The 20,503-nt window shown below is 44.3% G+C and carries 20 protein-coding genes and 1 pseudogene; 9 read left to right on the top strand and 12 right to left on the bottom strand.

Annotation, left to right across the window (positions count from 1 at the left end; genetic code table 11):
• Positions 1-16: 16 nt before the first annotated feature.
• From istB to FCL46_RS18655, 3 genes and pseudogenes are all read right to left on the bottom strand, one after another.
• Positions 17-778 (bottom strand): IS21-like element helper ATPase IstB, encoded by a 762-nt coding sequence (gene istB, locus FCL46_RS18665; RefSeq protein WP_136810868.1) that lies wholly within the window; start codon positions 776-778, stop codon positions 17-19.
• A complete protein-coding gene (gene istA, locus FCL46_RS18660; protein ID WP_136810869.1) occupies positions 775-2,259 on the bottom strand; it encodes an IS21 family transposase in 1,485 nt (494 codons plus the stop codon). The genes istB and istA overlap by 4 nt, the downstream gene beginning before the upstream one ends.
• Before the next feature lie 87 nt (positions 2,260-2,346).
• Positions 2,347-2,688 (bottom strand): annotated as a pseudogene (locus FCL46_RS18655) (rubrerythrin family protein); the annotation flags it as partial.
• A 462-nt stretch (positions 2,689-3,150) separates the two neighbouring features.
• Between FCL46_RS18655 and FCL46_RS18650 the strand changes: the two are divergent.
• The 6 genes from FCL46_RS18650 (at position 3,151) to FCL46_RS18625 (ending at position 6,621) form a co-directional block, all read left to right on the top strand.
• Positions 3,151-3,468: an ArsR/SmtB family transcription factor gene (locus tag FCL46_RS18650; RefSeq protein ID WP_136810287.1), complete on the top strand. Its 318-nt coding sequence runs from the start codon at positions 3,151-3,153 to the stop codon at positions 3,466-3,468.
• A gap of 61 nt (positions 3,469-3,529) precedes the next feature.
• Positions 3,530-4,831 (top strand): permease, encoded by a 1,302-nt coding sequence (locus tag FCL46_RS18645; protein WP_136810288.1) that lies wholly within the window; start codon positions 3,530-3,532, stop codon positions 4,829-4,831.
• Positions 4,832-4,851: 20 nt separating this feature from the next.
• Positions 4,852-5,082 carry a thioredoxin family protein gene (locus FCL46_RS18640; RefSeq protein WP_136810289.1) on the top strand — a complete coding sequence of 77 codons (231 nt, stop codon included), beginning with the start codon at positions 4,852-4,854 and terminating at the stop codon, positions 5,080-5,082.
• A 31-nt stretch (positions 5,083-5,113) separates the two neighbouring features.
• Positions 5,114-5,509: a putative zinc-binding protein gene (locus FCL46_RS18635; RefSeq protein WP_136810290.1), complete on the top strand. Its 396-nt coding sequence runs from the start codon at positions 5,114-5,116 to the stop codon at positions 5,507-5,509.
• Between the two features lie 8 nt (positions 5,510-5,517).
• Complete coding sequence (locus tag FCL46_RS18630) at positions 5,518-5,916, top strand: thioredoxin family protein (RefSeq protein WP_136810291.1); 399 nt, start codon at positions 5,518-5,520, stop codon at positions 5,914-5,916.
• A gap of 3 nt (positions 5,917-5,919) precedes the next feature.
• On the top strand, positions 5,920-6,621 hold the full coding sequence (locus FCL46_RS18625; RefSeq protein ID WP_136810292.1) for a cytochrome c biogenesis CcdA family protein: 702 nt from the start codon (positions 5,920-5,922) through the stop codon (positions 6,619-6,621).
• 140 nt (positions 6,622-6,761) lie between these two features.
• Here the strand turns inward: FCL46_RS18625 and FCL46_RS18620 are convergent, their stop codons facing one another.
• Positions 6,762-7,175, bottom strand: coding sequence for a putative zinc-binding protein (locus tag FCL46_RS18620; protein WP_136810293.1), 414 nt, complete (start codon positions 7,173-7,175; stop codon positions 6,762-6,764).
• A 126-nt stretch (positions 7,176-7,301) separates the two neighbouring features.
• Positions 7,302-7,616: a hypothetical protein gene (locus FCL46_RS18615; RefSeq protein WP_136810294.1), complete on the bottom strand. Its 315-nt coding sequence runs from the start codon at positions 7,614-7,616 to the stop codon at positions 7,302-7,304.
• 285 nt (positions 7,617-7,901) lie between these two features.
• On the opposite strand from FCL46_RS18615, the gene rsgA reads away from it, so the two are divergent.
• Positions 7,902-8,969 carry a ribosome small subunit-dependent GTPase A gene (rsgA, locus tag FCL46_RS18610; protein ID WP_217909464.1) on the top strand — a complete coding sequence of 356 codons (1,068 nt, stop codon included), beginning with the start codon at positions 7,902-7,904 and terminating at the stop codon, positions 8,967-8,969.
• Positions 8,970-8,972: 3 nt separating this feature from the next.
• Here the strand turns inward: rsgA and FCL46_RS18605 are convergent, their stop codons facing one another.
• Positions 8,973-9,788, bottom strand: a complete 816-nt coding sequence (locus FCL46_RS18605; RefSeq protein WP_136810296.1) for a crotonase/enoyl-CoA hydratase family protein — start codon at positions 9,786-9,788, stop codon at positions 8,973-8,975.
• A gap of 832 nt (positions 9,789-10,620) precedes the next feature.
• Positions 10,621-11,433, bottom strand: coding sequence for a substrate-binding periplasmic protein (locus tag FCL46_RS18600; protein ID WP_136810297.1), 813 nt, complete (start codon positions 11,431-11,433; stop codon positions 10,621-10,623).
• 584 nt (positions 11,434-12,017) lie between these two features.
• Here FCL46_RS18600 and FCL46_RS18595 point away from each other — a divergent pair.
• A complete protein-coding gene (locus FCL46_RS18595; RefSeq protein ID WP_136810298.1) occupies positions 12,018-12,320 on the top strand; it encodes a hypothetical protein in 303 nt (100 codons plus the stop codon).
• A gap of 210 nt (positions 12,321-12,530) precedes the next feature.
• Here the strand turns inward: FCL46_RS18595 and FCL46_RS18590 are convergent, their stop codons facing one another.
• The 5 genes from FCL46_RS18590 to FCL46_RS18570 all read right to left on the bottom strand — a co-directional run bounded on the left by FCL46_RS18590 (position 12,531) and on the right by FCL46_RS18570 (position 19,290).
• A complete protein-coding gene (locus FCL46_RS18590; RefSeq protein WP_136810299.1) occupies positions 12,531-13,982 on the bottom strand; it encodes a sigma-54 interaction domain-containing protein in 1,452 nt (483 codons plus the stop codon).
• A gap of 283 nt (positions 13,983-14,265) precedes the next feature.
• Positions 14,266-15,696 carry a sodium:proton antiporter NhaD gene (nhaD, locus tag FCL46_RS18585; RefSeq protein WP_136810300.1) on the bottom strand — a complete coding sequence of 477 codons (1,431 nt, stop codon included), beginning with the start codon at positions 15,694-15,696 and terminating at the stop codon, positions 14,266-14,268.
• Between the two features lie 227 nt (positions 15,697-15,923).
• Positions 15,924-17,444, bottom strand: coding sequence for an SLC13 family permease (locus tag FCL46_RS18580; protein ID WP_136810301.1), 1,521 nt, complete (start codon positions 17,442-17,444; stop codon positions 15,924-15,926).
• Positions 17,445-17,590: 146 nt separating this feature from the next.
• Complete coding sequence (locus tag FCL46_RS18575) at positions 17,591-18,031, bottom strand: response regulator (RefSeq protein ID WP_136810302.1); 441 nt, start codon at positions 18,029-18,031, stop codon at positions 17,591-17,593.
• A gap of 47 nt (positions 18,032-18,078) precedes the next feature.
• Entirely contained in the window at positions 18,079-19,290 is a 1,212-nt protein-coding gene (locus FCL46_RS18570) for a response regulator (protein WP_136810303.1), read from the bottom strand.
• Between the two features lie 634 nt (positions 19,291-19,924).
• On the opposite strand from FCL46_RS18570, the gene FCL46_RS18565 reads away from it, so the two are divergent.
• Positions 19,925-20,485, top strand: coding sequence for a CBS domain-containing protein (locus tag FCL46_RS18565; protein WP_167506069.1), 561 nt, complete (start codon positions 19,925-19,927; stop codon positions 20,483-20,485).
• The last annotated feature ends 18 nt before the right edge of the window (positions 20,486-20,503 follow it).

Below are 20,503 nucleotides of genomic sequence, written 5' to 3'. Positions count from 1 at the left end.
CCGGTACTGAGGAGCATTAACCTGCCTCCAAGTTCTGTTTTGCCTTTTTTAGCCTGTAACTATCGAGGTTGAGCTCCAGGATGACACTGTGATGAACCAGGCGATCTATAGCAGCAGCAGTGGTCATCGGATCTTTAAAAATCTTTTCCCATTGTGAAAAAGGTAGATTGCTGGTGAGCATGATGCTGCTTCGTTCATAGCAGTATGCCAGTAGAGTGAACAGCACCTCCATCTCTTCCCGGCTTTGCTGGACGTAACCGATATCATCGATAAGTAACGCGTCATATTTCACCATTTTTTTGAGCATTCGGGGTAGCACAAGTTCTCTTTTGGCCACCAATAAATCTTGAACAAGCAAGCTGCAGGACGTGAAGAGAATTCGCTTGTCGTTGTTAATCAGCTCTTGCGCAATCGCGCAAAGCAAATGGGTTTTGCCACTACCGGGATTTCCAAAGGCCAATATGTTTTCAGATCGTTCAAGGAAAGAACCTTCCAACAGGCTATTCACCAAGCCACGAAGTTTAGCAGGAAGGCGAGTCTGGTCAAACGAGGCCAGGCTTTTTTCCAGAGGCAGCCTGGATTCCCGTAAATATCTCGCAATGCGTTTGTGCCGACGTTCTTCGCATTCTCGAACAACCAACTCCTGGAGATACGCTTCATAGCTCAGTGATTCCTGCCTGGCTAACTCAGCCTCGCCCCGATAACAGGCTCGAACAGTTGATAGATAGAGCTGCTTTAACGACCTCTCCAGAGTAACCACATTATCTGCTTGATTCATCCGTGGACCTCCTCTAAGAGTTGATCATAACCAGCAAGGGTAACAGTCTGCACCGATACGTCAGTGACAGGTTCAGCCGGCTGTTTCAAGGAAAGAAATTTGTGTACCTCAGTAGCATTTATTGGTTCTTCTTCTGCAATCAAGTAACGCAGAGCATCATCGACAGCTGTCTCGTTTTTCTGAGCAGCAAGTTGTAAAATTGACAAGTATTCTTTGGCAGCATTGGTAACACAGTGCTGTTGAGCAAGAGTATCATAGGCCATCCGGAATCTGCTGGTTGGAAACAGATCATTCAGATACCTGTAGTTTTCAAACGCCCGAGGTTTGCGAACCAGCCAGTCAATGATATGACGGTATTGAATATAATGCTTGTTGCTGCCTCTTATCCTCGGAATATTTTCAATATGACTTTGTCCATACCAGATCTCCAGATGCCCTGAATACAGGCGAACGTTGACCTTTTCTTTTATCAGACGACTGTTAACTGAATAGACTTTGTGTTTTATTCTGATAGTGCTGCTCGGTCCGACTCTCACTTCAAAACGCGTACATGTATCAAGCTTACTCGAAGGTAAGGGTTTCAAGGCTGCCTGTTCTTCGAGAAATCGTGATTGACGATTGCGATTAAGTTGTGCAAACAGCTTCTGCAAAAACAGTTCATACTCTTGTCGCGTAGTAAAATCCCGACTACCTCGCAGCATTAGTGCTTGATCAACTGCTTTCTTAAAACGATAATGGCGCTGTTCAATGTCTCCGTTTTCATGAGGGCTGGAAGGATTTGTTTTACGCCCCTGCATATTGTAGTGGTCCAATAACCCTTGATATGCACGAGTAAACTCTTCAAGATTTTCCGGTTTATTTACCGCAGCTGACAACCTATCCGTTTGGTGTTGCTCGGGAGCACCGCCAAGTTGCCAAAGACATTGTTGCAGTCCTTCGCTTAAACTCTCAAAACTTTCTGAAAAACATATTGTCCCCGTTTCCCAGTTTGAATAGGTCAGAACAAAATGAAATACCAGGTGATCAAATGGCTGGCCTGCAATAGTAATTTGCAATTTATCCATATGGGTGAAATCTGATTGGCCTAATCTGCCAGGGTGATGCTTTTGCGGAAAATAAATTTCATTACCAGGGCCTGCTGTAGCACGCCAGTTTTTTACTCGACGTTGAAAAGTCCGAAGCTGACCATCGCTGAAACGGCCAGGGTGAAGTCGTTGCAGGTGACAGAAAAGTGTTTTGGCCTCAAGGGCGTCATTGCTTTCTAAAAATGGTGTAACCGAGGACCATACATCATCAAAAGGGTCGTCTCGAGTTCGCCAATCTCGTATTCGTTCAGCGTTAATTTCACTTGGTAACTTTTCAAGATCACGATACTTGCGGCCAGTTTTTTCATCCATGCCAGCCTTCAGTGATGCGACCTCTAATGTTTTTCCCTGACTTAAATATTTCTTCAATTTTCTCACCTGAAAGTCTGTGACCATTCATATCCCTCCTTTGAGAGATATGAATAATCGGATCACAATTTTCCGGGAAAAATAATTGTCGTTAGGGGGGAATTATAATTGTCGCTGATCAGCCGCTGATATAAATTCCGGATACATCATTGTTTTCTCATAGGTTTCACCCTCGATTGCAGCTTGCAGATTTTCCTTCGTTGTCAACACCTGTGCTTCTTTGATTTTAGCAATAGGAACAGCTCCCATTTCCTGTATTACTTTGGCATGGCTTGCCATATGGATTTGTTCGGCTTTAGCAGCAGCTCTGAACAGGCTTGCTACCTCGCCGTACCCTTCCTCATCAGCCTTGGCGGCAAATGCCAGATACTTAGCATTGGCATTGCTCTCACCATCATATGCAGCCTGGAGATTATCGAGTGTCTTTCCTGTGCTTGCAAATGATGAACTGCTGATTGTGAAAATAGAACAGACGAGAAATACCAGAGAGAAAAAGACACATGTTGTAGCTAATCCTTTTTGCATTTTTTTCATTATTGGCCTCATTCGGGATAGTTGATGAAACGTTTCTCGATTTTGCCGGATTGTAAAATCGTACGGTTCATCGTTAAAAAAATCTCCCCCCGTGGTGTTTCGAGTTGCTGTAATTTCACCTCCTTGTATGGAAAAAATGTAATATAGTAATAGGTATGATTTCCGTATGTAATGTCTACAACTGTCAATGTCATCCTCAGTCAGGACTCCTAACCACACATATCGTATCATCTTTGATGGGGACCATTAAAGGGGAAATTGGTAGAATTGTATAGAGATAGCACGTAGTGGTACTTCCTTTTGACGTTTCATATTCAACCATGAAAAACGGGCTTGACAATAACATTTGGTCGTTTTACCATGTGTGCAATTAAGGGGGATGTAATGAAAGGAAAACAGAAGGCACTCATCGAAGCAAAAGCTAATGTACTCAAGGCTCTTGGGCATCCGACACGCTTATGGATGGCTGAGCAGTTGGAAGATGGGGAAAAATGTGTCTGTGAGCTGGCTGAATTTATTGATGCTGATTTCTCCACAATCTCAAAGCACCTTTCTGTCCTTAAAGCGGCTGGAGTTGTTACTGACGAAAAACGGGGCAAGCAGGTTTATTACAAGCTTAAGGTTCCATGTATTTTAAAGTATATGTCGTGTATTGAAGCAGTAATAAAGACACAGGCTGAAGAACAGGCAGAGTTGTTATAATATATTTTTTTGGTTTAATGTTTGGTCATATTGCCAAATAACACATTGTGAGACAAGAACCATGAATTGGAAAAATGAGTGGAAGTATCTGGTATGGATTATAGCGATATTTGTGGGGTGTTTTTATTTACCAGTAGGGACAGAGCGTTTTGACCTCGCAGTGCTGGAGGCGTTTCATTTGGTTAAGTGGTATGCCCGTGAGCATGTGTTGTTGTGCCTCGTTCCCGCTTTTTTTATTGCCGGAGCGATTGGTGTTTTCGTCAGCAAAAATTCAGTGATGAAATACCTCGGTGCCGGTGCTAATAAGATCCTTGCCTATAGCGTTGCATCAGTATCCGGAACTATCCTGGCTGTTTGCTCGTGTACCATTCTTCCTCTTTTTGCCGGAATCTACAAAATGGGTGCGGGTCTAGGTCCTGCAACCGCATTTCTCTATTCAGGGCCTGCTATTAATGCGTTGGCTATTATCTTGACAGCGCGTATTCTCGGGCCGCAAATGGGAATTGCACGAGCTGTGGGAGCTGTAGTTTTCAGTATAGTTATCGGAGTATTAATGGCATTTATCTTCCGTAAGGAAGAGCAGGCTAAGATGGCGGTTCAGATGGCAATGCCTGAAGAACCTGCTACCCGTCCTCTGTGGCAGACAGGCCTCTACTTCTTTTCAATGGTGGGGATTCTGGTATTTGCCAACTGGGGAAAACCTGAAGCCACATCCGGCATCTGGGCTGCACTATTTAACGGTAAATGGATCATTACTTCAGTATTCGCCATACTTTTCGGTCTGATGCTCATCTTCTGGTTTAAGATGCGTGCCTGGAAAGTTGCTGCTGTTGCACTTCCTGTGGCTCTACTTGCCTACGTTTTTAACGATCAACCGCTTATACCTTTCACAGCAGGTTTTGTTGGACTTTCTGTCATTACGAGCATTGATAAGGGCGAAAATGGTGAGTGGTTTTCGTCATCATGGACCTTTGCCAAACAGATTCTCCCTCTCTTGCTCTTTGGTGTATTGATTGCAGGTATATTGCTTGGCCGCGTCGGTCATGAAGGGTTGATTCCTTCAGAATGGGTTGCCCGGGCGGTTGGTGGTAATTCCTTATTTTCTAATTTCTTTGCTTCTTTCGCCGGTGCATTTATGTATTTTGCCACCTTGACAGAAGTACCTATATTGCAAGGCCTTATGGCAAACGGTATGGGTAATGGTCCAGCACTTGCCTTGCTGCTTGCCGGGCCTGCTCTCAGCCTTCCCAATATGTTGGTAATTAACTCAGTGCTGGGAACAAAGAAGACAGCTGTTTTTGTAAGCCTTGTTATCGTTATGGCCACTATAAGCGGAATGCTTTTCGGATTAATTGCCGGATAAATTTACTTTTGGAGAAAACAATGAAAATTCATGTTCTAGGACCCGGATGTGCTAAATGCAATCAACTGGCAGAGTCTGCAGCCCAGGCCGCAGACGAACTCGGTATTGAATACGAACTGGAAAAGGTAACAGATTTTAATGATATCATGGCATTCGGAGTAATGATGACCCCCGGTTTAGTAATTGGCGGCGAGGTTAAAAGTGTCGGGCGCGTACCTTCCCTGAATGAAATAAAGGACATGCTGAAATAGTCGTGACATAAATCAAAAGAGGAGAATGGTAATGAGTTCAACATTAACCACCTGTGGATGTTCATGTAGTTCAGGACCCAATCTTATCTTTTCATGTTCCGGTGCTGCTGATGTTGGTGAACTAGCCGATCAGGCTGCCCGTAAACTAAACCGTGAAGGACGCGGCAAAATGTTCTGCCTTGCTGGGATTGGAGGTCAGGTGAGTGGCATAGTCAAGACAACTGAAGCCGCCTCCTCTATTCTGGCAATTGACGGGTGTTCACTCGTCTGTGCGAAAAAGTCGCTTGAGGTGGCAGGTTTCACAAAATTTAATCATATCGTCATCAGTGAGTTGGGATTTGAAAAAGGCAATACTGATGTTTCCCCGAAAGCCATCGATAGCGTGGTGAACGACGCTATGAAATTTTTACAATTAGAGTGCCAATAAGGATGCATATGTTGAATCGTTCTCTCAAAAACTATTACATTAAATTCTGGGTCATACTCTCATCGATCCTCTTGCTGACCACTTTCGCATCTGCAGGAACTGTTAAACATGAAAAACAGATTCCAGTGCCGGGAATGGTGACAATGGTCGATTTGGGTGCCGGGACGTGTATCCCCTGTAAAATGATGGCACCGATTCTGGACGAACTGGAGAAAGAGTATAAAGACCGTGCTGCAATTGTCTTTATAGATGTCTGGGAAAACCCTGATGCAGGAAAGAACTATGGTGTAAAAATGATACCGACACAGATTTTCTACGATACTCATGGAAAAGAGGTGTCCAGACATGTTGGTTTTCTTGATAAAGCCAGCATCGTCGATGAATTAGAGAAGAATGGGGTTGAATAGTCAATGGATCAGCTTTTTCTGACTATACATTCCTTGATAGGCCAAGGTCTCCTTATAGGAGGTCTTGGCTGTTTTTTATGGGGAGTAGTGAGCGTTCTTTTCAGCCCATGCCATCTCGCTTCCATTCCGTTGATTGTGAGTTATGTCGCGGGTCAGAATCATGCTGTCGAAGGGCGAAAAGCTGTATTGTATGCGGCCGTTTTCACCTTCGGCCTGTTTATTACGATTGCAGTTATTGGAGTTGTCTGTGCATTGCTTGGCAGAATGCTGGGGGATGTCGGGCCGTATATGAGTATAGCTGTCGGGGCAATTCTTGTGTGGGTATCTCTTGATTTTCTCGGCTTAGCCCAATGTTCAATGTCATCGGGGATGATGGCAAAGATTCAGGTTAAAGGGGTGGCCGGTGCACTTGTTCTTGGGTTGGCCTATGGCGTCCTTTCCGGTTCATGTACCTTTGGCTTTATTGCTCCTATTCTTGCAATCATCACTATCCAGAACCACCTGTTTACCGGAGTGGTTTTAATAGTTCTCTTCGGGTTAGGTCACTGTGTCCCGATTGCTTTGGCTGGCAGTTCTACAGCTCTTATTAAGAGATTTTTAGAAAACAAAGCCTGGAATAGAGGGAGTAGCATCTTTCGAAAACTTGCTGGAGTGTGTATCGGTGCGCTTGGGCTGTATTTCATTTTTCAGCCATTTATAACCTAATTCTAGAGGACTGGGCGTTTGTCGGATTCCTACTGTTCAGCTACAGCGTTCTATTTTTTTTCTCAATTATTCTGAAGCGTTTTTGCAATTTCAATAATGTAATGTGCGTGAGGTAAGCAAAGATGCTTTAAGCTTTTCAGTTACCTGCACCAGCATGGTGTTAATAGCACTGGAGGCTTTTCTGATATCCTTGTGCTCTCTGCAATAATTGCATCTTTAACAAGTTGTAACTCTTCATCGATTATTCCTTCCTCACATTCCTTCTCTATTGCAAGATCTGCCAGTGAAAGATGAAATTCGAATGCACAGCCGTGCGATTCAAAATATTTCCTACCGCACTCCAGATGGCAGCCATCCACGATAATAAAGGGGCGACCATTAATCGTTCTGGCTACAATATCGTTTAACGCTTCTCCAGGCTGAGCAATAAACCATTCTGCTTTACCCTGAAGAATAAGCTCCTGCGTTGCACGGGAAGTCAACCTGCCTGCGTTGCATTTGCCACGGCAGGGATAAATGAAAATTTTGTCTAATGAGCGCTTTTCACTGATCATCGGTTGTCGTCCCTGTAGTTCTGAAGGGTTAAGTATATCATTTATATGAGTGTTCAGACGTATCTTCTATCCAGTCTTTTTGACTCTCAAATATAGCTCAAAAATCGAGAAGGGGCTATGTCGGTTTTACTGCCACCTTCTCTGTCTTCTTCTTATCCGGAATGTGGGGATAATCTGGATGTGTTTATTGTTGAAGTGCATAGAGCGGTTATCAAAAATGGTGGAAGACATTTTCATTAGCTGTCTTACTTTTAGTATTGCAGTACGAACTTGATCGATGTGTATAAATAACGTACTTGAATGAAACATACAGGGAGATACCATGCTGGCATCAGATAAAATCGCCAAAGCTTTTCTGGCAATCGTTGAAGAAGCTGAAAAATTGTAAAAAGCAGGGCTCACCGCTGAAGCAGAGAGCGGGCTGAAAACTATTATTTCCATCGCCAAACACCAGAGTGATATTCGCGATGCGAAAGATGGAACCTGTACAGGTTCGCATTCTGCGTGTAAAAAGTAACGAAATGATAATCTACATTGTTACTTGCTAATCTTTTCTCATTATCAAGATGATTACAGTGCGAGTAGTCTGAGGTACGACCCCAAAATCGTACTTCAGACTGCTTAATGCTATTTCCATACGTTCGCAAGCAATTGAGATCTGACCATTTCAATGCCCGTAGAACGTGCAGTTAACACGTATGTTATATCCCAACTGAGAATGGAATTATGGATAAACTCGAAAGTTTAGGTTACGGCGAATGGTTTCGTACTCAAGTTGACACTGATATGACAGTTATTCATGAAGTTGCGCGTGTCGTTTCAGTGCACAAAGATAGCTATGTTGTGACGAAAGGGGATGGGGACGTGTTTGCCGAGTTAGCAGGGAATGTGTTGTATACGGCAAGTTCTTCGGCAGATCTTCCAACAACTGGTGACTGGATATATGTTGATTTTTATGATGACGATTCGCTTGCAATAATCCATGGAGTGATACCTCGAAAAACGTTGTTGAAAAGAAAAACGGCAGGGAAAAAAGTCGAGTTTCAGCTCATCGCAGCAAACATTGACGTTGCCTTTATCATTCAATCTATAGATTACAATCTGAATCTGAGAAGATTAGAGCGATATCTCGTGATGGTAAACGAAAGTAAGATTACCCCGGTAATACTGCTGAGCAAGTGTGATCTTATTTCTCAGGATGAGGTTGAGGAAATAACGGCGAACATTCTAAGCATAACTCCCGAGACTACTGTATTGGCTTTTAGCAATTTGAGCGGGAAAAATATTGATGAGATTAAACGTTCTTTATTGCCTGGCCATACCTACTGTCTGCTCGGTTCATCCGGTGTCGGGAAAACCACTCTTCTAAACAGAATCGTAGGCCGCGCACAATTTGAAACACAATCTGTGAGTAAAAAAGAGAGCAAAGGCAGGCACACCACTACAAGCAGGGAACTCATACAGTTAGAGAATGGCGCGTTGGTAATTGACACTCCTGGAATGAGAGAACTCGGAAATATCTCTGTCGATATTGGGCTTGATGAAACATTTTCAGAAATATCAGAGTTGGCCCAGCATTGCAAATTTGGTAATTGCTCGCATACTACTGAAAAAGGCTGCGCAATATTAGCAGCTATAGAGGATGGTGAATTGTCTGAACAACGTCTTAAAAACTTTTTGAAAATGCAAAGTGAATCAGCTTTTTACGAAATGTCCTATTCCGAAAAAAGAAAGAAAGATAAGGCTTTTGGAAAGCTCATTAAATCGACCTTGAAAAGTAAAGATAGACGATAGCAGCTACCTGAAGCTCGATCGAATTTTAAACGGTTTAGGCTCTTTCTCCTTGTTCAGTGAGTTGTACATGGCGATACGCTGATTTTTACCGGCAAACAGACGCAGTTGGGTAAGCCTCTCCCAAAGAAGAGCCATCCGTGTGTCTTTCTTCCATGTCTTTTTGAAAAGGTATTTCGTCGCTGCAATTGCGTCCGGGCTTTTTTCACATATTGTACGTGCCAGTTCTTCGGCCTCCGCCAGCGGGTTCTCGCTGATTCTGCTGATCAACCCGTATTCTGCGCCTTCCAGGCCGGAAAAGAATCGACCAGTCATGGTGAGTTCCTGGGCAATATCCACTCTGGCAAGTCGTGACAGTGTCACCATTCCGCTCATGTCCGGTATCAGTCCCCATTTCATTTCAAGAATAGAAAGGGTTGTCGTCGGTTCAGCAATCCGGTAATCGCAGGCCAGAATAATCTGCATACCGCCACCAAAACAGTTGCCGTGGACCACTGCGATCACAGGCACCGGCAGATCCCGCCAGATATGGGCAACCCGTTGAAACGTGTTCTCTTTTGACCAGGGAAGTTTGGCGAAAAACTTCGGGACCATGTACGGATGTTTTGCGACGTAGCCAAAGTCAAGACCTGCGCAAAATGAAGGTCCGTTCCCTTTAAGAATGACACATCGGATGGACCTGTCTTTGCGGATAGATCGAGCTGTTCGAATAAGAGAGGTCAACATTTCTTCATCTAAGCCGTTGTGCTTGTCCGGCCGATTCAAGGTCACATATGCTATATTGTCGCGTACTTCAAGATGAACTCTGGCTGTAGTTGTCATAATATTCAAAAAAGTATGAGTATATTGATCAGGCTTACGTTAACGTTCACGTAATTAGAATACCAGAATAAATTGTTAATGCCTATTATTTTTTGGTAACTATTCAGCAGCACCCCACCTGCCCCCGATCGAGAGGCTTCGCATAGGCATACTATAGCCAATCGTCCCGCTTGAGGCCATCTGGATCACTGCTAAACAGTTACGGCCTGCAAAAAAGGGTACGTATTAGGTCTTGACTGAATAGTTACATTTTTTGTTTTCTAAAAGAGTAGAGATCGGGAGAACGACTGTAGTCTGGACTTGATGTCCGAAGAGGACGTCTTAAGCATTGGAAAATGAAAAAATGAACATACTGGTATCTATCCTTTTATACATGTGAGGAGGTGAGCAAGGAGCTGCTAGATGTGTTCATACTCAATATTGATTCTAAACTAAAAGGCTTTATAGATCCGCTTTGTGCGCAGTTTTAGTATTGCTGCCTAGGAGGCTGTCCGACAATGGCCTTTCGAAGTCTACGCTATCTGCCCAAACTCTTCGGGATTTTCAAAAAATAATGCTCGCAGATAAGCGAACGAAGTGAGACTTCGATATCATCTATATGGCTGTGCTTATTTTTTGTAAATGTCTCGATTTTAACCAAAATTCCTATTCTCGGACAGCCTCCTAGTGCTCTATAAACCCTTAACTGTCGGATCTTGTCCGCCCTTTTAGCACACTGACTTCGTTTCTCATTCAGTCACATAGCCCTGTTATGCTCCTTCACTCGTGCCTCGCAGTGCACTAAAATTGCAGAACAATCTTTACGACATTTAAAGATCTACAGAGCATTAGCTTACTGTCGCATCAGGAAAGGAATCCATTTTGTGGTAGTGGCCTGCAATTGACCATTTTGACTCTTTGTCGTGATAAACCGGTTAATATTCTCGAGCAGGGTGGTGTCGTCTTTGCTGACTGCCCAGGCGAGGTATTCTTCAGTTCCCATTTTTAGAATCGGTACCAGCTTATTGGCCTCGTTAATTGCAGCAAAATGGCAAATGATCGGTGCATCATGGACGAAAACATCGATCTGACCTTCAAGCAGCGCATTTACCGCTTTGGTCGATGTGGAGAAGTTTTTGATATCTGCTTTGGCAACTGTTTTTGATATATAATAATCACCAACTGTACCAGAAATTGTTCCTATAACCGGATTGCTACCCATGATAGAGTAGATGCCGTCCGAATATTTTTTAGCATCATCAAGTCGAACAAGAAACACCTGACCCGAACGGAGGTAGGGCTTGCTGAAAGCAACCCTGTAGGATCGTGATGAAGTAATGGTCATTCCAGACATGATGATATCAATATTACCGTTTTCCAGCGCCGCAATCTGATCATCCCATTTCAGTTCGACAAAGTGGATATCTTTATCCAGAAAAGCACCGAGCTGTCCGGCAAAATCTATCTCAAGCCCAGTGAGTGTATCTCCTTGCTTGTAGGCTAGGGGAGGTGCATTAGTCGAGACACCTACCCGAAGGATTTTGTCAGATTTGGCTATCATCTGTTTTGTAGAATGGTTTTGAGTCTGAACACATCCTGAAAATACAACACAAAGTAAGGCTAATACTAATGCGGTAAACAGCGTTCTTCCGATAATTGAATTCACGATATCCTCTTTTGATTTATCTGAATGGTTATCTATTGTATATCGGAATTATTATATAAATCAAGCGATTTGGCACACCTTTTAAAAGTTAGGTTTCTTTGCCTGAGGTATAAACACTATGACATGATCAGAATAGAAGTTGGTGTAGATAAAAAGGGACATCGCGAAAAGGCAGAATACTATCTGCCTTTTTTCGTATTTATGGACGAGGGAATATTATTGTCGGACAAGTCTCCTGGCCAAATGTTTATGATCAATCTTTGGTACCTTCCAAAGCTTCTGAGCTATAAAATCAGCAATATGTGTGACCATTCATACCTGTGTCTATTTAAATATTCCAGAGGGCCGGAAACAGCTTGAATGCATTAGTCTGAAAGCAGTTGGGATGAGGAGTGATCGACAGTCTTTTCCCTTGACAGCCTTCGTTGTTGGTGGCACTACAATATGTATGTAGTTTACATATGCACAAAATGTGACTGAGTCGTACTTCTTGATTTGACGTGAAAAAATCAGACTCCCAAACGATGGTTTGTAAAACATCCTGAGCCTACAGTTGAAGGAAAATACTTGGAGGAGATTGAATAATGTTTACGATGGCGAAAACGCATAGGCAGATTTTATTAGCAACCAGCATGCTATTTTTTGCAGTCCCTATGGTAGCATGTGGAAGTTCTACTGGTCATGACTGGTATTGCCCGGATCAGGAAGCGCATAAAGACTATGAGGAACATTTTAAAGAACATCATCTTAAGGATACTGCTGTAATAGCTGATATCTTGGAAACGATTTATGCCGATGGATCACTCAATGTTGAACAAAGAAAAGAGAAAACCACAGAGGTCCTGAATAACTATTTAGCGAAATCTAAATTAGGGATAGGTGATTAACCGACTGCGATGTTAAAAAATGCATCACAGTAATGTGAGATCGGAGAGAAGGGGTGTTTGTTAGGCTGGTTGATGATTGTTTTCTAAATTTCTGTATTTGCAGGAGTATTTGATGGCCGAATTGAGGATGATTGAATACTCCTCACCCCTCACGCTTATCGCCTCACCTTGATTACTGAAGTTCAGAGGTGAGCAGATGATTTTTTAAGACTAAGCGGGTTCGACGGAATCGTGGGATGTTTTTACCTTCTGCGTTAATCCGTACAGTTTCATTTTACGCCAGAGGGTGGTTCTGCCCCAGCCAAGAATTTCTGCGGCCTTTGAGCGGTTGCCGCTTGTCTGGAGCATGGTTTTTACAATCAATTCTTTTTCAAGTTTGGCCCAGTCTTTATCATCGGTATTTTGCATCATTGATGCAACTGGTATTACTTTCGCGTCAGGTTCTGTTTGTATAGACTGCCTGATTTTTGATTGGTGTTGTGTGTCGTGTTCTTGGGAGTTGAGAAGGTATCGGGGCAGATGCTCGATATTCACCTCCGCCTGTTGACATATACAGACACCATATTCAACTATGTTTCGCAATTCTCTGATATTTCCGGGATAACTATAGCCTGTAAGTCGGGCAAGAGATTCATCTGAAAATGAACCGATATTTTTCCCATTCTTTTTAGCAAATATCTTCAAATAATGATGGAGCAGATAGCGAACATCCTCCCCACGTTCCCGCAAAGGCGGTAGGTGTAATTGCAGGACATTCAGTCTATAAAAGAGATCTTCTCTGAACAGGCCGGACTCAACTCTGTTATGCAGGGATCTATGGGTTGCGGCGATGACACGAACATTCACATTAAGTTTCTTTTCACCGCCAAGCGGGTAAAAGGATTTGTCATCGAGCACCGAAAGCAACTTTACCTGGAGTGGCAGAGGCATATCACCTATCTCTGTTAAGAAGAGTGTTCCACCGTCAGCCATTTTAAATCTGCCAGCCTTATCCCTGATTGCACCGGTAAATGCCCCTTTTATGTGACCGAAAAGTTCAGATTCAAGCAGGTTCTCGGGTAGTGCTCCGCAATTGATTTTTATAAATGGCTTCTTTCTGCGTTCAGAGTGCTTGTGGATAATTTCGGCAATGATGTCTTTGCCGGTACCGGTTTCACCGGTAATAAGTACAGAGGCATCAGTCTGGGCAATGAGTGGGATCAGCTCAAAAACAGCCTGCATTTTATCGCTCTGGCCGATAATGCCATCGGTCTCACAGTAATTTTCCAATTGGGGTGTGCATGCCGGTATCGTCACCATTTCTTCAATAACCATCACTAAGCCGACGAGCAGCTTCGATTGATTCCAGAGAGGTGAGATAATAAATTGAACGGGGATTTTTTTTCGATCTCGACTGATGATATCGCCTTCAACAGCGAGAGTTTCGCCGCCGGAAATCACATCTCTAAGCACCTGGCCGCGCCTGCCAAGACTGCTATGTATAATGTAATCAACATAGACTCCCTTGGCTTCAGCCAGATGGTAACCGGTCTGAACCTCAAGGTGGTGATTCATGCTCACCACCCGGAGTTCCCTGTCGATGATGGCAATCCCGAGTGGAATGCCATCGAGAAGATTACCGGCGCTTATGCCGGGCAGCGTCACAGATATGTCGTTTTTCATCGTTTTCCTGTGATGGAACGTTAACTCCTCAGAAAACTTCGCTCTTCTTGCAGTATACTCCTTTCTCAAGAGAGGCGAATCAATATTCTTGCTACACCTCGATATGCGATCATTAACAAGATAACATACTGAAACGTGATATTATGTTCAAGATCGAGGATCGTGTCATTTTAAAATCGCAGGCATATGTTTGATATCCCTGAGTCTCGTTCTTCGCTTACCAGATGAAAAAAATGGCGCCTAACGCTGAGAGTGAACATAATGGGTAGTCTCAGGCTGAAGCTTAACCAATACGAAAAAGGCTGCTGTTAACAAGAAAATGTACATAAATGGCGGCTGCATATCCAAGCGCAATGACTGGTGACCATTTAAGATGACTAAAAAATGTATATTTTCCTCTGGCCTGCCCCATAAGTGCCACTCCGGCGGCAGAGCCAATGGAGAGCAGGCTGCCTCCTGTACCCGCGGTAAGAGCAACCAGCAACCATTGCCCCTGTGACATATCTGGCAGCATGGTGAGAACTGCAAACATTACCGGAATATTATCAACAACAGCGGATAATAATCCGACTGCAATATTTGCAGTAGTTGGTCCCCAGTCGAGATACATTATCTGTGAGGCCATTGCAAGATAGCCCATAAAACCAAGGCCTCCGACACAGAGAATAACTCCGTAAAAAAACAATAGAGTATCCCATTCCGCCCTGGCTACTTTACGAAATATATCAAAGGGTACTACGTCACCGATTTGTTCTTCCTCTCCGAAGGCGCTTGGTCCATTGTGGTTATGCGTCCTGTTGAGATAATATCCATAGAGTTTTAATAACGAGAGTCCGGCCATCATGCCGACCATCGGAGGAAGCTGAAGGAAATTATGGAAGCTGACTGCTGTTATAATTGTCCAGAGAAAGAGACCTATGATAACCAGTGCTCCACGTTTGAGATGCAGATTCTCCACTGTTGCCTTTGGATATTTTGGGGGTACCGCAAAACTCATAATGATTGCCGGGACCAGCCAGTTGACTGCTGATGGAAGAAAAAGCGTGAGAAACTCGTGAAACTGCACCAACCCTTTCTGCCAGACCATAAGTGTTGTGATATCGCCAAATGGGCTGAAAGCCCCTCCAGCATTAGCAGCAACCACGATATTTATACAGGATAGACAGACAAAGCGATTATCCTCCTTACCGATTGCCATTACGACTGCACACATCAACAGAGCTGTAGTGAGATTGTCGGCAACCGGCGAGATGAAAAAAGCCAGCGCTCCTGTTATCCAGAACAGTTTTCTAAATGAATAGCCGGCACCAACCAGCCTGACCCGAAGCACTTCAAATACCAGTCGTTCATCCATGGCATTAATAAAGGTCATGGCAACGAGCAGGAATAATAAAAGCTCGGCATACTCAAGAATGTTATGGCGAATTGCTGCCTCCGCCACATGGTCAATACCATTGCTGGCGTAAACAAAACCAATCAGGCCCCAGATAAGTCCTGCTGCCAGCAGCACCGGTTTTGATTTACGAAGATGGGTGACTTCTTCCACCATCACCACAGCATAGGCCAGTAAGAATATTATCAGACTGATGAATCCAACCATGTGACCAGTCAGATCCAGCTGCACACCACCTGCTTCTAAAGCCGCACTGCTTATGCCACAAAAACCGGAAAACAGGAAAAATGCGGTAAGGCAAAAGAGGCTTAAAGTACGCATTGTATTTCTCCTTTCGTGAATGGTCGATAAAAGCGATACAGCTGTAAACTTGCCAGCCCGTATTACCCATATGTCAAAATCTCAGTCCTCAGTCCTTTTACCTCAGTCCTTAGGCCCGCTTCCAGTCTATGCAGAATGCTGGAAAAGCATCAGATTACGGGGAAAAAAGATAACATGAGTAATGGGTAGGGCCTACTGGCCTACTGTATCGCTCATCGAACTGTGTTTTATGAAACCGGTATTTGTGTCGTCATTCCCATAAGCGGCCAGATTACGGTTATCGCCAGCCAGGTAACCAGCATCAGCAATATACTGGCAGGAATGCCGTACATCACAAATTCACCTGTTGAGAACTGTTTTGAATTATAGGCAATGGCATTGGGCGCAGCTCCAACCAGCAGTAAAAAAGGCATACCTGCGGTAACGAGTGATGAGAATAAAATAACTTCGCCCGTCACTCCGAGATACGGAGCGATAACAAGCGCTACCGGCAGTGATATAGCGATTGCAGCAACGTTCATAATGAAGTTGGTCATAATCATGACAAAAAATGCCATTCCGAGAATGAAAATGATGCCGGGGGAATCCTTGAAGAGTTGAAGCCAGTTTACTGCCAGCCATTTCGCAGCACCTGTCTCCCATAAACAGAATCCGATAGACATGGCTCCGGCAAAGAGCAGAATGATATTCCACGGAATCTCTTCAAGATCTTCAAGATTCAGTATATTGAAGACAAAGAACGCGATGGTTGAACAGAGCATAATGCCGGTTTTGTCAAAGCCGGAAAGGGCAGGGATAAAGTTTTTAAGTGCAATGATCAGGATAGTCGCCAATACAATCACCACAGTCGCTATCTCGTTACGGCTCCAGGCACCGAGTTCTTTATACATACGCTTTGCCCGGTCTTTGAGTCCTTCAATTCGGACCTTTTCCGGCTTGCAGAACACCATAAAGAAGGCCCAGAGCAAAAAGACCATCAACCAGCCTATCGGAAACATATACATGGTGAGTTGAAAGAAACTGATATCCACATCCATAATATCTTTGTAAAAACCAAGTGCCACTGCACCACGTGCGGCTCCAAGCAGGGTGATAATACTGCCAGCACCGGCAACGTAGGCCATGCCGATAAAGAGCCCCTTACCAAAGCGTGTGGGGCCTTCATCTTCTGAATAGAGCGCGTGAATTGCCATCAACAGCGGAAACATGGTGGCAGCAACTGCGGTATGGGCCATGACATGGGTGAGTGCTGCGGTCATTACAAAGCAGCCAAGATAGATCATGCTGGTTTTTTCACCGACAATCGAAAGCATTTTATAGGCGAGTCGCTTGGTAAGACCTGTCTTGGTAAAGACCATACCGATAACGATGGAACCAAAAATAAAGAGCACTGATGGATCCATGAAATCCTTGAAGGCCACTGACGGTTTTCTGATTAAAAACAGCGCCTGCAGAGTGCCGATTGCGATACTGGTGATACCGATCGGCACGACTTCAAAAACCCACCAGACTGCGGCCAGTCCAAAGACTGCCAGTGCCCCCTTGGCCTGCTGGCTCAGGACAAAATGCTCGCCCATCGGGTCGATGGCATCCGGCCAGGGCGGGCACCAGTAGATGAGAGCAAAAAGACCTATACCAAGAAGTATGAAAAAGATGCGTTTCCAGTCTATATGTATGACCTTTCCAAGGCCACGTTTTGCAACAGCCAGCTCACTGTTTTCCACAGTCGTATTATGCGTTTGAGACATGATTTTCACCGGAGTAGAGAGATTCCTTTGACGAGACAGAACTATCCTTTCACACATATGGAGAGTCATACGTGGCCTATATCGCATTTAAGGCAGTCTGTCTGGTAGCGGGAATCTACGGGATGTTTTTAAATAACCCTCATTAATTACCAGGCTTTACTTTTGAGGATCTCCTCAATCTCAGCTTTTGACTGCTTTTGCAGAATCAGAATGCGTTTCTCGCGTGCTTCACTGATTTTTTTGAGCAGCTCACCGATATCAACAGGCTTTTCGAGGTAGTCTTCTGCACCTAGCTTCATTGCTTCGATGCTCGATTTAATTGAGGCGTGTCCGGTGAGCATGATTATCTCGGCGTCCGGGTTGTGTTCCCGTATTCTGCGAAGAGTCTCCAATCCGTCCATGCCCGGCATTGCCAGATCGAGGATTATGGCGTCAAACTGAATATCATCCGCCAGGTTTACGGCATCGGCACCTCTGGTTGCGGCGGTGACTTTTAAACCGCGCATCTCTAGCCGCTTTGACAGGTTTGCTACAAAATCTTCTTCATCGTCGACCAGTAATACTTTCGCTTTGAGTTGTTGTTCCATATCTGCCCTCCTCCAAATTCATGGATGAGTGTTTTTAAAATGTATAATTAAGCGGCTTTGGCCTGTACCTTAGAATTGGCTTCCTTGATGGTTGCAGACAGCTCTTCAATGTCCACCGGTTTATTCATATACGCGAAAGCGCCCAGTTCCATACACTCCTGCATATCTCTGCTGGTACCATGACCAGTCAGGATGATAACCTCAACTTCAGGGGCAAGTTCTTTGGTGCGACGCAGAACTTCGACTCCATGCAGTCCCGGCATTTTTAGATCAAGCACCATTACATCAGGGCGATCCTCTGAGACAAGCTCAAGCGCATCTTCACCGTTGTAGACACCGTAGGTGCCGACATCGCGACTTATCAGCCGTTCTGAAACGGTGCGCACAAATTCCTTTTCATCATCAACAAACAGCACCTTAGAAGGGAGTTCGAATTTCTGCCTGCGATAGATTGATTCTGTATAATCTTTGCTTTTCTCTACGTGTATAGCTTCTACATCTTTCATCTGGTGAGCAAGAATACTCAGTTCTCTGGCGAGTTTGGTGAAACTCATTACCGTATTGCCGACTACCAGAGTGATATCACCTCCACTTGCCTTCACTTCGACTTTATGACCATGTATCAGAAGGTGTTCCTCAACTTCTGTTGCAAGCTTCATGTCGGTAATTGCCTGCTGCGATTTTGCTGTATGGAGCACGCAGGTTTTACGATAGGCCCCGATGATCTCTGTAACCAGTTCACTCTGTGATCTGCCGGAAACGGGAATGACCAGGTCGTAAAGAGACTTGTCATAGGCTTCTTTACGAAAGAGAAAATCGGTCCATCCGTATGCGCTTACATCCTTAGCCCGTAGTATTCTTTTCGCTTCACGTTGTGATAGTCCCTGCTCCATTGCGTGGTTTATTCGTTCTTTTTTACTCTCTGCCACCAGCACCCGGAGCACATGGCTGACACTAGCAGGGATGAGTGAAGCAACCAGACCGTCGAAAAGATAGCGACCCGGGATAGCCAACCGGTCGGCCAGAACGGCACGAAAATGGTTGATGGTCATTTCCCGCTCCAGAGTGAACTGGTTAAACACCGATGTTCCTCCATACATCATTTTTTCTAACCTCTGTGGGGCAGTGCCAAACCTGGCGGAAGTATCAGCGATAAGCTCCTGATCGCTATAGACACGTAACTCAAGAACTCGGGACAACTCGTCGATTATCTCGGTGACAGGGGTGAAGGTACATGGGAACAATGCAATTGATGACATGGTAGACCTCCTTGATAATGTTTTAACAACGCGTTCTGTTGCTCTGTGTATCAAACTGTCTTTGGTATCTATACTGCACACCCTGTGCCTGGTGATTGGAGTTGTTTTAAGTCAGGTGAAATCAAAGATTTATAATTGCTTTTCTGGGTATGTTTTCACATGTATTATCCTGTAACACCGGCTCGTGGCGTATCGATCGGTATCATCTCGTATCGTGAGAGGGGACAGCCTCCTAGAAGAGGAATTTCTCTCGAATCGAGGCATTGTCGGAAAATTAGGCACCGCGATATAGTTAATATTGCCAACATTAATTTGTTCGACAACAACCCCGAGCTGGGGGAAGGGGTTCAGTCCGACAGTCTCCTATCCATTGTGCTCATTTTTCTCAGCTATCAGACTCGACCGACACAATATGGAACACTCTGATACGGCATGGTGCGTTTCGATATGTTTCATTGTGTTTCATTGCGTTGATGAGCATATGATGGTGTATGAGTGGGTGTGGTCTAGTATTTTGTTTTTATTGTGAAAAATTCTGGCGCGGATTACTGGCATGCCTGTTGCTCTGTTTATCACTGTGGGCTTGTTTACGTTTTTATTTAAAAATTCCGTGAACATTACTTTGGAGACAGCAATGACTTCTGATATCTCAGTAACAGGCGAAATATTCATCCCGGTGGGCAATTATCCATGTGTATACGAAGGTGATTCATTACGAACTTGCGTTGAACGGTTGCTGGAGAAAAGTTCCGATGACGGCCGACATCTTTATTATGAATGGTTGCTGGTAATAGATCTGGCAAACGTGGTGGTTGGTAGTGTCAACTATATCGATATCCTCAAGACACTTTTCCCTTTTCTTTTGACTCCTGACGAATCTCATGTGTTTTCAGGCAAAAGTCAGCGTTTTAGTGATTTGTCTGTATTGCTTGAAGGACGCTTTGAAAAAGCATGTCGTCGTCAGGCTAAAATGACTGCCGGTGGGAGTATGTCTGCTCCCCCCCCGTCAATTTCCACAGATACGCATCTTCTTCATGCCCTTGAGATTATGGTCAGTAGCGGCAATTCAATTTTGACTGTTACCGAAAATCAGGTGTTGGCTGGAGTCGTGCGCATGAGCGATGTGTTTAAACATTTGGGTAGCTATTGCACATTACCGCGCGCTGATAGTAGTCAGTCTGTGCCCGTGCTCTGAAAATGCGATCCAATAGCA

It is taken from the genome of Desulfosediminicola flagellatus (assembly GCF_005116655.2).
Lineage (GTDB): Bacteria > Desulfobacterota > Desulfobulbia > Desulfobulbales > Desulfocapsaceae > Desulfopila > Desulfopila flagellata.
Note: the sequence above shows the minus strand (reverse complement) of the source record. Positions and strands in the feature narration are given on the sequence as shown.